Raw genomic sequence first — 13,120 nt, 5'->3', positions numbered from 1 at the left:
TGGTATCTTCACCGGTGCCAAGAGGAGCCCGAGCTGCTCGGGATAGAGAGATGCGTTTTTCCATGCTGCCGGTTTTCGTGCTGCTTCTGCCGCTTGCCGAAATTGCCGGCTTCGTCATTGTCGGCCGCGCAATCGGGCTTGCCGCGACGCTGGCGCTTGTCGTGCTCGGCTTTGTCGTCGGCTGCTTCCTGCTGCGCCGGCAAGGTATCGGCATCCTGCGCCGCATGTCTGCCGAAGGGCGCAGCGGTACCATGCCCGGACGGGAACTGCTCAATCCGGCAATGACGGTCATCGCTTCGCTGCTCTTCATCATTCCCGGCTTTCTCTCGGATATACTGGCGATCCTGCTGCTGATCCCGCAGGTTCGCAACCTGCTCTGGCGGTCGATCGCAAAGCGTTTCGTCGTCGTCGGCACCGGCGGGGGCTTCTCGGCTTCCTCCCGTTCGGATTTTCGCGGCCGGACAGGCAAGCCGGACGATTCAAAGGTGGTCGATCTCGATGAAGAGGACTATCATCGTCAGCCGAACGGAAAGTCGCCCTGGTCCGGCAAACAGATCGAAGACTGACGCGGCATCGAATTAACCGCGCCGGACGCCCAGGGTTGTAAGCCTATCCCCGAAATGTTAGATGGCGGCACCATTCAATGCCCCTCGAGGAAAAGCCCATGGCAGACGATAACAGCAGCAACGGCGCAGCGAGCCCGACCCTTTCGATCCTTGCCCAGTACGTCAAGGATCTTTCCTTCGAAAACCCGGGCGCACCGCGCTCGCTTCAGGCCCGCGACAAGGCACCGGCGATCAACATCAATGTGAACGTCAATGCCAATCCGCTGTCCGATACGGATTTCGATGTCGTGCTTTCGCTGATCGCCGAAGCCAAGGATGGAGACAAGACGGTCTTCCATACCGAGCTCGTCTATGGCGGCGTCTTCCGTGTCGCCGGCTTCCCGCAGGAGCACATGCTGCCGGTTCTCTTCATCGAGTGCCCGCGCATGCTCTTCCCGTTTGCCCGCCAGATCATTGCCGATGTCACGCGCAATGGCGGCTTCCCGCCGCTGATGATCGACCCGATCGATTTCGCACAGATGTTCGCGCAGCGCGTTGCCGAAGAGCAGGCTCGTTCCAAGGTTCAGGCCGTTCCGAACTAAGCCGGTTTCGCAGGCCCCTAGGTTCAGATGCCCGGCTTGTCCGGGCATTTTCATTTTCAGTCGAGCCGATCGTATTTCGACCAGACCGCTTTCTGGCCAAGCTTGGCGATCAGGGCGTCATGGGCTTCGGCTTCCGCTTCGCTCAAACGCGGCGCCAGCGGCCGCGGTCTCTCCATAACGGCGGCGACCACGATTTCTTCCACCTCGGCATCGGTCTTGTTCTGGCTCGCGGACCCGGAAACGCCGAGCCCGAGTGCTGCCTGGCGACCGCCGATCATCTCGATATAGACTTCGGCGAGCAGTTCGGAATCGAGCAGAGCGCCGTGTTTGGTGCGGTGAGAATTGTCGATGCCATAGCGGCGGCAAAGCGCATCGAGCGAGTTCGGACCCATCGGATGTTTGCGGCGGGCAAGAGAGAGCGTGTCGACGACGCGATCCGGCAGGATCGGCGGCAGACCGAGCCTGGCAAGCTCGGCATTCACAAAGCCCATATCGAATGTGGCGTTATGGGCGATCCATTTGCCGTCACCGAAAAATTCGAGGATCTCTTCGACGAGATCGGCAAAGGGCGGTTTGTCCTTCAGAAACTCATCGGTGATACCGTGAACGGCGAGCGCATCCGGATGAACTTTCTGATCGCCCGGATTGATAAAAAGGTGGAGCGTCCTTCCGGTCGGGAAATGATTGAACAGCTCGATGCCGCCGATTTCGATGATGCGATCCGTGCGGTTGTCGAGGCCGGTGGTTTCCGTATCGAAAATGATCTCACGCATGCGGGACGTCTTCCTTCGTTATCCGCCTCTTCAGGTCGGCGATGATGTCTGCCACCTGTTTTCTCGCCGCCTCGATGCTGTGGCCGCTGTCCACGATATAGTCGGCCCGACGACGTTTTTCCGTGTCCGGCGTCTGGCGGGAGAGAATCATATTGAATTTTTCTTCCGTCATGTTCGGGCGCGCAAGCACCCTTTGCCGCTGAACCTGTGGATCGGCGCTGACGACGACTATGACATCCACCCTTTGTTCGGCCCCGGTTTCGAACAGCAGGGGGATATCGAGCACAACCATATCCGCGCCCGCCTCTTTCTGCCGGGCCAGGAATTCACTCTCCCGTTTGCGCACCAGGGGATGAACGATCTGTTCAAGCCGCTTGAAGCCGGCCGGGTCGCGGGCGAGCTGCCGGCCAAGCTCCTGACGGTCGATGGCGCCGTTCTTCATCGTGCCTGGGAAAGCTGCATCGACCAGAGGTGCCGCCTCGCCGGCATAGAGGTCATGCACGACAGCATCCGAATCGTTGACCGCGACACCGGCTTCGGCAAAGAGCTTCGCCGTCGTCGACTTGCCCATGCCGATGGAGCCGGTGAGACCGATCTTCAGCATCAGTGTTTTTCCATGTCCGCAATGATCAGCGTGCGCAGCCTTTCATCGACGGCAGGCCGCCTGCCGAACCATTTTTCAAAGCCGGGGACCGCCTGATGCAGTAGCATGCCGAGGCCGTCGACGATGGCAAAACCCTGTTCTTCCGCCTGGGCGAGGATCGGTGTTTTCAATGGCACATAGACGATATCCGTGACCACCGCATCCGAAAGCAGCGGTGAGAAATCGATGGCGGGTGCGGCCTCTCCGTCCATGCCGAGGGAGGTCGTGTTGATGAACAGTCCGGCCCCGGCCATTACTTCGGCGAGTGCGGCGGTCGGATGGGCATGAACCTTCGGGCCAAAGCGGTCGGCCAGTTCACGCGCGCGCTCGACTGTGCGGTTGACGACGTGGATTTCCTTGAGGCCGCGATCGCGGACCGCCTGGATGACGGCGCGACTTGCGCCACCAGCGCCAAAGATGACAGCCCGGTCGTGGCGATCCCATCCGGGATGGCGTTCATCCAGATTGGCGGTGAAACCGCGACCGTCCGTGTTGGTGGCGAAAAGTTTCCCATCCTCCAGCCACAGCGTATTCGATGCGCCGAGTTCCTGCGAAAGCTCGTCCGGTCTGTCGGCGAGTTTGAACGCCAATTCCTTATGCGGGATCGTGACATTACCGCCGACGAAACCGGCGCTGCCGTTTCTTAGCGAGCCGATGAAATCTGCAAAGTCTTCCGGAGCAACTTGGTGTGCCCGGTAGCTGCCGGGCAGATCCAGCGTCTCCAACCAATAGCCGTGGATCAGCGGCGAGCGCGAATGCCTGACGGGAAAGCCCGTGACAAACGCCTTCGGCCCGTGTGTTTCACGTGAATCATCCATCGATCGCATCCAGTTCCCGGAGTTTGGCAAGGAGAGGCAGCATCGGCAGACCGAGGATCGTGAAATAGTCGCCATCGATCTTGTCGAACAGTTGAATTCCCTCTCCCTCAAGCTGGTAGGCGCCGACGCTCGCCAGAGCCTTCGATCCGACGCGCTTCAGGTGACGCGCGATAAAATCATCGGTCAGCGGGCGCATCGACAGTTGCGCATGTGCGACATGCCGCCACAGGACTTCACCGTTCCTGACAATGGCGATCGCGCTGTTCAGGCGGTGCGTCCTGCCTTCAAGCATGTGCAGGTGATCGGCCGCATCGGCCATATCCCTCGGCTTGTGAAAGACCTGGGAGCCGAGCGACATCGTCTGGTCCGAGCCGATGACGAGCGCGCCAGGGAATCGGCGGCTGACCTCATCTGCCTTGGCCTCGGCAAGAACGAGCGCCACCTGATCGGGCGTTGCACCTGATTTTTCCAAGGGAGCCTCAATTGCGCGTTCATCAATGTGGGCGGCATGGGCTTCGAAAGCCAGGCCGGCATTCTCCATCAGCGTCCGGCGGAACGGGCTTGACGATGCGAGAACGAGCTTTGGTGTCATCCGATGTCCTCGGGAGCGATTCAGTTGTTCAGCGCTTAACGCAGCTTCGGGCGCAGGGCAACGATTGCCGCGGCCGTTTCCTCGATCGAGCGCCGGGTGACGTCGATCATCGGCCAGTTATGGCGGGCGCAGAGAGAGCGCGCATATTTCAGCTCCTCCGAAATTGCGGCACGGTCGGTATAGTGTTCGCGGTCGAAGCCGGGCGTCGTTCCGAGCAGGCGATTTTCACGGACCTGAGAAATCCGGTCCGTGGTGGCGATAAGGCAGACAATCAGCGGTCTGGTTGCCGTTGCCAACGTTTCAGGCAGAGGCACGCCATAGACGATCGGGATATTCGCGGTCTTGATGCCTCGGTTTGCGAGATAAATGCTGGTCGGCGTCTTCGAGGTGCGGCTGATGCCGACGATTACCACGTCAGCCTCATTATAATCCTCCGGCATCTGGCCGTCGTCATGATCCATGGTGAAGTTCAGCGCCTCGATACGGGCGAAGTAGCCGGCATTCATCACATGCTGAGCGCCGACTCGTCTTCTGGAGGGGGCGCCAAGATAGATCTGGAACGCACCGATAACCGGTTCCAGAACATTGACCGAGGCGACGCCCATTTCGGCGCAGCGTTCGTCGATGATGCCGGCAAGCTCGGGATCGACGATCGTGTAGAGAACGATGCCGGGTTCAGCGTCGATCGCCTGGAGGACCGGCATCAGCTGCTTGCGGTTTCGGATCAGCGGATAGACGTGTTCGATCGGTTGGGCCGATTTGAATTGGGCCGAAGCGGCGCGACCGGCGGAGATCAGGGTCTCCCCCGTTGAGTCAGAAATCAGATGCAGATGAAAGAAGTTCGTTCTGTTCTCCACGCTATTTTCCGCTGCCTGTTGAAAAGACTGGACAGCGAAGAGCTAATGGCCGCGCCGGGATCGAGGCAAGGGAAAACATGCCGCCTTATCCACATCTCGAACTTTCGAAGGTCGTCTCCAAGCGGGCTGTGGATGATGGGGACCGTGATCGTGCTTCCTATTATCATGCACAGCTTATCCACAGCAAGGGCGTCAGCATGAGTGCATGGAAGTTCATGGAATCGCTTCCGGATTCGGATTTTCCATCATTTTTGGCTCGAACAGACGAATTTCTGTTCCCGGTGAGACGGCGTGCGTGACAAATCGCGCTGCCGGTGGATGGATTTTAATCCTTGATAGAAACCGACTCTAAGAAATAGAAACCTTTTAAAATATCTTTGGATTTTTATAGGGAAGAAGCGCTTGAGCGAAACGCGCCGGAAAATCATGCGGGTTCTCGATGGTGAGACCCTGACGCCCCCTCCTCTCTGGCTTATGAGGCAGGCAGGCCGTTATCTGCCCGAGTACAGAGAAACGCGCGCAAAGGCAGGTAGTTTCCTCGATCTCTGTTATTCGCCGGATCATGCCGTGGAGGTGACGCTTCAGCCGATACGGCGCTACGGCTTTGATGCCGCCATCCTGTTTTCCGATATCCTGGTCATCCCTGACGCGATGAAGCGTAACGTGCGTTTTAGCGAGGGGCATGGCCCGGAGATGGATCCGATCGATGAGACCGGCATTGCCGGGCTCGATGGAGAAGGTGTCGTCGATTATCTGCAGCCTGTCCTGGAAACGGTGAAGCGGCTGCGCAAGGAGCTTCCTGCTGAGACGACGCTGCTGGGCTTCTGTGGAGCGCCTTGGACGGTTGCGACCTATATGATCGCCGGACACGGTACGCCGGACCAAGCGCCCGCCCGCCTCTTCGCCTATCGGCATGCGCGCGCTTTCGAGCATCTGCTGATGCTGCTTGCGGATGTCTCGGCCGATTATCTCGTAGCGCAGATCGATGCGGGTGCCGACGCCGTGCAGATTTTCGATTCCTGGGCCGGCGTTCTCGGTGAGAAGGAATTTGAGGCTTTTGCGATTCGTCCGGTGGCGCGCATGATCGCTTCGATCAGGGCACGGCGGCCGCAGGCGCGAATCATCGCCTTTGCCAAAGGCGCTGGCTATATGCTCAAGACTTACCGGCAGAAGACCGGGGCAGATGCGATCGGGCTCGACTGGTCTGTGCCGCTCGCCTTTGCGGCCGAGCTGCAGAAGGACGGACCGGTTCAGGGTAATCTCGATCCGATGCGTGTCGTGGCCGGTGGCCGTTCACTGGAGGAAGGCATCGACGACATTCTTCAAGTGCTCGGAAACGGACCGTTGATCTTCAATCTCGGTCACGGCATCACGCCGCAGGCCGATCCGGAGAATGTTCGCCTTCTCGTCGAGCGCGTGCGCGGTGCGGGGGTCGTATAATGGAAAAGCAGACGGACGAAAGGCCGGGCGTCTACGCCCGGCGGCGCGCGCATTTTGCGCTGATCTTCTTTGCGCTTCTCGGCATCGGGCTTTTCGTCTGGAATCCCGACAATCTCTATCTCTGGATCAAGGCGCTTCACATCATCGCCGTGATCTCGTGGATGGCCGGCCTGTTCTATATGCCGCGGCTTTTCATCTACCACACGGATGCGGAGCCGGGCTCGGTTCAATCTGAAACCTTCAAAGTGATGGAGCGCCGACTGCTGAGGATCATCATGAATCCGGCGATGATGCTGACGTGGATTCTCGGTCTTTATCTCGCCTGGTCGGTCTATGGTTTCCAGGGCGGCTGGCTGCACGCCAAGATCGCGCTCGTGGTTCTTCTGACCGTCGTCCATGTCTTTTTCAGCAGGGCCGTGAGGGCGTTTGAGCGCGACGAAAACCGGCGCTCCGCGCGCTATTGGCGCTTCATGAACGAGGCTCCGACGGTGCTGATGATCCTCATCGTCATCCTTGTCGTGGTGAAGCCTTTCTGATGCGGGAGGCGACTGAGGTTAAATTTCAGTCATTTTAAGCAGCCCCCTTGCGGGCCGGGTTCCGACTCGCTATTTTCCGCGCATCTCATCTTCGTGGCATGTGTGTAGAGTTCAGTCGCCTGCGAGCCCCTTTCGCAGTACCGAATACGACCCAACATCGCCTTTCCCCTTCTAAAATAACGAGTATTGGTCACTTCATGGCTGAAATGAAGCTTCAGGAACTTAAGAGTAAATCCCCGACGGATCTTCTGGCTTTTGCCGAATCGCTCGAGGTCGAGAATGCGAGCACGATGCGCAAGCAGGAGCTCATGTTCGCAATCCTCAAGGTTCTTGCCAGTCAGGATATCGAAATCATCGGCGAGGGTGTCGTTGAAGTCCTCCAGGATGGTTTCGGGTTTCTGCGTTCCGCAAATGCCAACTATCTGCCCGGTCCGGACGATATCTACATCTCTCCCTCCCAGATCCGCCGCTTCTCGCTGAAGACGGGTGACACGGTCGAGGGTCCGATCCGCGGCCCGAAGGAAGGCGAACGTTATTTCGCCCTGCTCAAGGTCAACACGATCAATTTCGACGATCCGGAAAAGATCCGTCACAAGGTCCATTTCGACAACCTGACGCCGCTTTATCCCAACGAGCGTTTCAAGATGGAGCTGGATGTTCCGACATCGAAGGATCTGTCGCCGCGCGTCATCGATCTCGTGGCGCCGCTCGGCAAGGGCCAGCGCGGTCTGATCGTTGCCCCGCCGCGAACAGGTAAGACGGTTCTCCTGCAGAATATCGCGCATTCCATCACCGCAAACCATCCGGAATGCTATCTGATCGTTCTGCTCATCGACGAACGTCCGGAAGAAGTCACGGATATGCAGCGCTCGGTCCGCGGCGAAGTCATTTCCTCGACATTCGACGAGCCTGCGGTTCGCCACGTCCAGGTCGCCGAGATGGTGATCGAAAAGGCAAAGCGGCTCGTGGAGCACGGTCGTGACGTCGTCATCCTGCTCGATTCCATCACCCGCCTCGGACGCGCCTACAATACCGTTGTTCCTTCCTCCGGCAAGGTTCTGACCGGCGGTGTCGATGCGAACGCGCTTCAGCGTCCGAAGCGCTTCTTCGGTGCTGCCCGCAACATTGAAGAGGGTGGCTCGCTGACCATCATCGCGACTGCACTTATCGATACCGGCAGCCGCATGGACGAAGTCATCTTCGAAGAGTTCAAGGGTACCGGCAACTCGGAAATCGTTCTCGACCGCAAGGTTGCTGACAAGCGCATCTTCCCGGCCATGGATATCCTGAAGTCGGGTACGCGTAAGGAAGACCTTCTCGTTCCGCGTCAGGACCTGCAGAAGATCTTTGTTCTGCGCCGTATCCTTGCGCCGATGGGCACGACGGACGCGATCGAATTCCTCATCGACAAGCTGAAGCAGACGAAGAATAATGGCGACTTCTTCGACTCGATGAATACCTGATCTTTAGCCGGATTCGACAAGCAGAGGCTGGCGAGTCGTTTGCGCGACTGCCAGCCTTTTCTGTTTTAAATTGATTCGGAAACGAACCGGCAGGCCGAGGACTGTATGGAGATGTGGAACGACACCATATTCGCGCTTTCGAGTGGCGCCCCACCCTCAGGCGTGTCCGTTGTTCGCGTCAGCGGTCCGCAGACGCGTCTCATCCTGGAGACCTTGATCGGCAATTGCCCTTCCCCGCGGACCGCCGCTTACCGAACGATTCGGACTCGGAACGGTCTGCCGATCGATGCCGGGCTGGTTCTCTTCTTTCCCGGTCCTGCTTCTTTCACCGGTGAGGATTGCGCGGAGTTTCAGATCCATGGTTCAAGGGCCGTCGTATCTATCCTCTCGAAGGAGTTGGCGACCTTTCCGCAGACGCGGCTTGCGATGGAAGGGGAGTTCAGCCGTCGCGCCTTCGAAAACGGTAAGCTCGACCTCGTCGAGATTGAGGGATTGGCCGATCTGATCGCAGCGGAGACGGAAATGCAACGCCGCCTGGCGCTTGAGCAGAGCTCGGGCGGCCTGTCACGGCTATATGATTCGTGGGCGGAACGAATCACTCGCTCTCGTGCGTTGATCGAGGCGGAACTCGACTTTCCGGACGAAGACGACGTCCCGGGTTCCGTTTCCGATCAAATCTGGGCATCGTTGGGAGCGCTTCGGCTGGAGATAGAGGAACATCTGTCGCATGCCGAAATGGGTGAGATCGTTCGCGACGGTTTTAAGATTGTCATTGCCGGAGCGCCCAATGTCGGCAAGTCCAGTTTGATGAACTGGTTCGCACAGAGGGATGTAGCGATCGTCACGGAGATCGCCGGCACAACACGTGACGTGCTTCATGTCGATATCAACTTGAATGGCTATCTCGTCAGGCTTTACGACACAGCCGGCCTGCGCGATACAGCTGATATCGTGGAGCAGGAGGGCATCAGGCGGGCGCAAGTCGCTCTGAATAACGCGGATCTCGTGCTCTTTCTTGTCGATATGGGGTCTCCCTCGCCGATCGATCCCGCTGACTTGGAACGGGCTCCGTCGCGTGTTATTGTCGGGACGAAGCTGGACCTGTATTCGGCGGTCGATTGCTATGACCTGCAGATCTCCACGATGACGGGCGAAGGTCTTTCGGAACTTCGGGACTTGGTTTCTTCCCATATCGAACAAAGGTTTGGAGGCTTGTCGCTATCCGTGCCGACGCGCGAGCGACATAGGGACACGCTCTCGAAATGTGTCAATGCTCTCTCGGCGGCGATTGAGCAGGAAGGGCAAAGCCTGGAGATCAGGGCGGAATCTTTGCGGCTCGCGGGTGAACATTTGGGGCGTATCACCGGGAGAGTTGACGTTGAAGACCTGTTGGGCGTCATCTTTTCGGAGTTTTGTATCGGAAAATGATTCACGTGGAACAGCGGGCAGACGCCGTCGGAGAGTTTCACGTGAAACCTTTTGTGGAGTAGCGCATGAGCGCCAAGAGTTATGATGTGATCGTGATCGGCGGCGGCCACGCCGGATCGGAAGCGGCTGCGGCTGCGGCCCGAATGGGTGCGAAGACAGCCCTGATTACCCATCGACGCGATACGATTGGGGTCATGTCGTGCAACCCAGCAATCGGTGGATTGGGCAAGGGCCATCTCGTTCGAGAGATCGACGCAATGGACGGCCTCATGGGCCGCATTGCGGATGCCGCAGGCATCCAGTTCCGCATGTTGAACAAGAAGAAAGGTGCAGCGGTGCGTGGCCCACGCACGCAGGCGGACCGTAAACTCTACCGCCTCGCGATGCTGGATGCCATTGAGGCCATCGAAAATCTTGATGTGATTGAAGGCGACGCATTCGATCTGGACATCAGTGATAATCGAGTCGCTGGCGTAACAATGAAGGATGGCAGAACTATCCGGAGCCCGGCTGTCGTTATTACGACCGGTACGTTCCTGCGTGGCCTTATTCATATCGGAACTGACAAGACCCCGGCGGGCCGAACCGGAGAACCGCCATCGATGGGATTGTCGATGACCTTCCTTCGATTGGGATTGAAGCTGGGCCGTCTCAAGACCGGAACCCCGGCGCGTTTGAATGGGAAAACGATCGATTGGGCGTCTGTCGGACGCCAGGCTGCTGATGACGAATTGATTCCGTTTTCCTTCATGACGGATCGGATCACGAATCCGCAGGTCGAATGCGGGGTGACACGGACCACCGAGGCGACACATCGGATCATCGTCGACAATCTGCAGAAGTCGGCAATGTATTCGGGGCAGATCGAAGGTGTCGGGCCGCGATATTGCCCCTCTATTGAGGACAAGCTGGTCAAATTCGGTGAACGCGACGGCCATCAGGTCTTCCTGGAGCCTGAAGGGCTCGACGACGACACGGTCTATCCGAACGGAATTTCGACCTCGCTGCCGGCCGATGTGCAGGACGCATTCATCAGGACGATCCCTGGTCTGGAGCGGGTGGAAATTTTGCATCCCGGCTACGCGATCGAATATGACCATATCGATCCGCGGGAGCTCTCAGCGACGTTGGAGGTCAAGAAACTTCCCGGGCTTTTCCTTGCCGGACAGATCAATGGAACGACGGGTTATGAGGAAGCTGGCGCGCAGGGCCTGGCTGCAGGCCTCAACGCCGCATTGTCGAGCGGCAATTCGAAGCCCTTCCTATTCAGCCGCACGAATTCGTATATTGGCGTCATGATCGATGACCTGACGTCTCATGGCGTCACGGAACCATACCGGATGTTCACGTCGCGCGCGGAGTATCGATTGAGCCTTCGCGCTGATAATGCGGATGCGAGGCTGACACCGGAGGCAACCGAACTTGGCTGCGTATCCACCGAACGTCGCGCTCGTTTTGCGGCATATCGAGAAGAGTTGGACAGCGGTCGTGCGATGCTTCAAGCGCTCTCCATCACGCCGAGCGAGGCTCGCAAGGCGGGGCTGAACCTCAACCTGGACGGTCAACGTCGGACGGCTTATGAACTGCTGTCCTATCCGGAATTCACGCTTACGGATCTGGAACAGGTGTGGGGAGAGTTGCGATCGTTTTCGAAGAAGGTGGGTGAGGCCTTGGAAATCGAAGCAGGCTACTCGGTCTATATGGACCGTCAAGCGGCCGCTATCGAGACGCAGCGGCGAGATGAAGCCCGCTCTATTCCGGGAGACTTCGACTACGATGCCCTATCGGGACTCTCGAACGAGCTGAAGAACAAATTGAACACGCAAAGGCCCGCCAACATTGCCCAGGCTCTGAAAGTCGAGGGTATGACACCGGCCGCGATTTCCCTCTTGCTCGTGCATTTAAGGCGAGTCGATCGCGTTCATGAGCGAGTGGCGTAGTGCCTGCAAGGTTTGAGAGTCTTCCAGAATGGAATTGAACGGATTGCGTGTTTCACGTGAAACACAGGAACGGCTGCAGCTTTTTGCCGGGCTGTTTACGAAATGGGCCAAGGCCATCAACCTTGTCGCACCCTCAACAATGGACGATATGTGGAGCCGGCATATTGCCGACAGTGCACAGCTATTCCAGATCGCCCCTCGCCCCCAGACCTGGATTGATCTCGGAAGCGGCGGGGGTTTCCCCGGGGTGATTACCGCCATTTTTCTGGCCGAGCAGCAGCAAGGCTGGGTTCATCTGGTCGAGAGCAACAATAAGAAAGCCGCGTTTCTGCGAACCGCCTTGCGCGAAACCGGTGCACGGGGAGAGGTGCATGCTGTCAGAATTGAAGATGCGCCAAAGCTTGTTCCGGCTTGCGATGCCATCTCCGCCCGTGCGCTCGCTGATCTTGATCGGCTGATGGAATACGCGGCGCCCTGGATGGCTGGCAAGGAGAATAATCGCGCATATTTTCATAAAGGCCGGGATTACCAACAGGAAATCCAGAAAGCACGTGGCCGCTGGGCCTTTGATCTGCTAGAACACAATAGCGCCGTTGAGCGGGATTCTGTCATCCTCGAAATATCGAAACTCCGGCGCCTGGTTTAACAAAGCGGATATTGCGGCAATGGCTGGCGAACGTAATCGGATTATCACCATCGCAAATCAAAAGGGTGGCGTCGGCAAGACCACCACTGCAATCAATTTAGCAACGGCCCTCGCCGCCATCGGTGAGCGAGTGCTGATCGTGGACTTGGACCCGCAGGGCAATGCAAGCACTGGTTTGGGAATCGATCGCCGCAATCGCAAGCTTTCCTCCTATGATCTGATGGTCGGCGAAGCCGGCGTCGCGGAAACCGCGTTGGAGACGGCCGTTCCCAATCTCTTTATCGTTCCGTCAACAATGGACCTTCTCGGCGTCGAGATGGAGATCTCGCAGCAGAGCGATCGCGTTTTCAAACTCAAAAAAGCTTTGTCGTCATCCGATGCGCTTGCTTTTTCTTATATTCTTCTCGATTGCCCGCCCTCTTTCAATCTCCTGACGATGAATGCGATGGCGGCCGCCCATTCGGTGCTTGTGCCGCTGCAGTGCGAGTTCTTCGCGCTCGAAGGCCTGAGCCAGCTGCTGGAAACCGTCAATCAGGTTCGGCGAACGGTCAACCCGCAACTCGACATTCAGGGTATCGTGCTGACGATGTTCGACGCCCGTAACAATCTGGCGCAACAGGTCGTCAATGACGTGCGGACGCATCTCGGCGAGAAGGTCTATCACACGCTTATCCCGCGGAACGTGCGCGTTTCGGAAGCGCCTTCCTACGGCAAGCCGGCAATTCTCTACGATCTCAAGTGCGCCGGCAGCCAGGCCTATCTTCAGCTGGCATCGGAAGTCATTCAGCGGGAGCGACAGAGGCTGGCCGCCTAACAGAGTGCATGGCAGAGTAAGCG

14 protein-coding genes are annotated in these 13,120 nt (G+C 58.1%); 9 read left to right on the top strand and 5 right to left on the bottom strand.

The genetic code is table 11. The features are described 5' to 3' along the window. The first annotated feature begins 50 nt into the window (after positions 1–50). Complete coding sequence (locus tag ACFPWW_RS07140) at positions 51–566, top strand: FxsA family protein (protein ID WP_112562580.1); 516 nt, start codon at positions 51–53, stop codon at positions 564–566. 98 nt (positions 567–664) lie between these two features. Beyond that, positions 665–1,147 (top strand): protein-export chaperone SecB, encoded by a 483-nt coding sequence (secB, locus tag ACFPWW_RS07135; protein WP_112562578.1) that lies wholly within the window; start codon positions 665–667, stop codon positions 1,145–1,147. A gap of 56 nt (positions 1,148–1,203) precedes the next feature. Here the strand turns inward: secB and dnaQ are convergent, their stop codons facing one another. Genes dnaQ through ACFPWW_RS07110 form a run of 5 tightly spaced genes read right to left on the bottom strand, consistent with a single transcriptional unit; the run spans position 1,204 to position 4,830 of the window. After that, a complete protein-coding gene (dnaQ, locus tag ACFPWW_RS07130; protein WP_377311210.1) occupies positions 1,204–1,920 on the bottom strand; it encodes a DNA polymerase III subunit epsilon in 717 nt (238 codons plus the stop codon). Continuing rightward, positions 1,913–2,524, bottom strand: a complete 612-nt coding sequence (coaE, locus tag ACFPWW_RS07125; protein ID WP_112702768.1) for a dephospho-CoA kinase — start codon at positions 2,522–2,524, stop codon at positions 1,913–1,915. Before coaE ends, dnaQ begins: the two co-directional genes overlap by 8 nt. Then, positions 2,524–3,381, bottom strand: coding sequence for a shikimate dehydrogenase (locus ACFPWW_RS07120; RefSeq protein WP_377311243.1), 858 nt, complete (start codon positions 3,379–3,381; stop codon positions 2,524–2,526). The genes coaE and ACFPWW_RS07120 overlap by 1 nt, the downstream gene beginning before the upstream one ends. Then, positions 3,374–3,973, bottom strand: coding sequence for a Maf-like protein (locus tag ACFPWW_RS07115; protein WP_377311208.1), 600 nt, complete (start codon positions 3,971–3,973; stop codon positions 3,374–3,376). Before ACFPWW_RS07115 ends, ACFPWW_RS07120 begins: the two co-directional genes overlap by 8 nt. Positions 3,974–4,008: 35 nt before the next feature. After that, complete coding sequence (locus ACFPWW_RS07110; protein ID WP_377311206.1) at positions 4,009–4,830, bottom strand: pyruvate, water dikinase regulatory protein; 822 nt, start codon at positions 4,828–4,830, stop codon at positions 4,009–4,011. Positions 4,831–5,232: 402 nt separating this feature from the next. Between ACFPWW_RS07110 and hemE the strand changes: the two genes are divergently transcribed. The 7 genes from hemE (at position 5,233) to ACFPWW_RS07075 (ending at position 13,097) form a co-directional block, all read left to right on the top strand. Beyond that, positions 5,233–6,270 carry a uroporphyrinogen decarboxylase gene (gene hemE, locus ACFPWW_RS07105; RefSeq protein ID WP_377311204.1) on the top strand — a complete coding sequence of 346 codons (1,038 nt, stop codon included), beginning with the start codon at positions 5,233–5,235 and terminating at the stop codon, positions 6,268–6,270. Continuing rightward, positions 6,270–6,806, top strand: coding sequence for a protoporphyrinogen oxidase HemJ (gene hemJ / locus ACFPWW_RS07100; RefSeq protein ID WP_112562564.1), 537 nt, complete (start codon positions 6,270–6,272; stop codon positions 6,804–6,806). Before hemE ends, hemJ begins: the two co-directional genes overlap by 1 nt. Positions 6,807–7,003: 197 nt before the next feature. Next, a complete protein-coding gene (gene rho / locus ACFPWW_RS07095; protein ID WP_029868909.1) occupies positions 7,004–8,269 on the top strand; it encodes a transcription termination factor Rho in 1,266 nt (421 codons plus the stop codon). Between the two features lie 105 nt (positions 8,270–8,374). Beyond that, positions 8,375–9,697 (top strand): tRNA uridine-5-carboxymethylaminomethyl(34) synthesis GTPase MnmE, encoded by a 1,323-nt coding sequence (gene mnmE / locus ACFPWW_RS07090; protein WP_377311201.1) that lies wholly within the window; start codon positions 8,375–8,377, stop codon positions 9,695–9,697. Between the two features lie 65 nt (positions 9,698–9,762). Continuing rightward, the gene (gene mnmG / locus ACFPWW_RS07085; RefSeq protein ID WP_377311199.1) at positions 9,763–11,637 is read left to right on the top strand and encodes a tRNA uridine-5-carboxymethylaminomethyl(34) synthesis enzyme MnmG; all 1,875 of its coding nucleotides are present in this window, start codon (positions 9,763–9,765) and stop codon (positions 11,635–11,637) included. A 28-nt stretch (positions 11,638–11,665) separates the two neighbouring features. Next, the gene (rsmG, locus tag ACFPWW_RS07080) at positions 11,666–12,283 is read left to right on the top strand and encodes a 16S rRNA (guanine(527)-N(7))-methyltransferase RsmG (RefSeq protein ID WP_112756215.1); all 618 of its coding nucleotides are present in this window, start codon (positions 11,666–11,668) and stop codon (positions 12,281–12,283) included. Positions 12,284–12,302: 19 nt separating this feature from the next. Beyond that, complete coding sequence (locus ACFPWW_RS07075) at positions 12,303–13,097, top strand: ParA family protein (RefSeq protein WP_112562556.1); 795 nt, start codon at positions 12,303–12,305, stop codon at positions 13,095–13,097. Positions 13,098–13,120 lie beyond the last annotated feature (23 nt).

It is taken from the genome of Rhizobium sp. GCM10022189 (assembly GCF_042656325.1).
Lineage (GTDB): Bacteria > Pseudomonadota > Alphaproteobacteria > Rhizobiales > Rhizobiaceae > Rhizobium.
Note: the sequence above shows the minus strand (reverse complement) of the source record. Positions and strands in the feature narration are given on the sequence as shown.

Coding starts and splice junctions, on each gene's coding strand:
- ACFPWW_RS07140 (WP_112562580.1), top strand. CDS start 51: ATGCGTTTTTCCATGCTGCCGGTTTTCGTGCTGCTTCTGCCGCTTGCC.
- secB (WP_112562578.1), top strand. CDS start 665: ATGGCAGACGATAACAGCAGCAACGGCGCAGCGAGCCCGACCCTTTCG.
- dnaQ (WP_377311210.1), bottom strand. CDS start 1,920: ATGCGTGAGATCATTTTCGATACGGAAACCACCGGCCTCGACAACCGC.
- coaE (WP_112702768.1), bottom strand. CDS start 2,524: ATGCTGAAGATCGGTCTCACCGGCTCCATCGGCATGGGCAAGTCGACG.
- ACFPWW_RS07120 (WP_377311243.1), bottom strand. CDS start 3,381: ATGGATGATTCACGTGAAACACACGGGCCGAAGGCGTTTGTCACGGGC.
- ACFPWW_RS07115 (WP_377311208.1), bottom strand. CDS start 3,973: ATGACACCAAAGCTCGTTCTCGCATCGTCAAGCCCGTTCCGCCGGACG.
- hemJ (WP_112562564.1), top strand. CDS start 6,270: ATGGAAAAGCAGACGGACGAAAGGCCGGGCGTCTACGCCCGGCGGCGC.
- rho (WP_029868909.1), top strand. CDS start 7,004: ATGGCTGAAATGAAGCTTCAGGAACTTAAGAGTAAATCCCCGACGGAT.
- mnmE (WP_377311201.1), top strand. CDS start 8,375: ATGGAGATGTGGAACGACACCATATTCGCGCTTTCGAGTGGCGCCCCA.
- mnmG (WP_377311199.1), top strand. CDS start 9,763: ATGAGCGCCAAGAGTTATGATGTGATCGTGATCGGCGGCGGCCACGCC.
- rsmG (WP_112756215.1), top strand. CDS start 11,666: ATGGAATTGAACGGATTGCGTGTTTCACGTGAAACACAGGAACGGCTG.
- ACFPWW_RS07075 (WP_112562556.1), top strand. CDS start 12,303: ATGGCTGGCGAACGTAATCGGATTATCACCATCGCAAATCAAAAGGGT.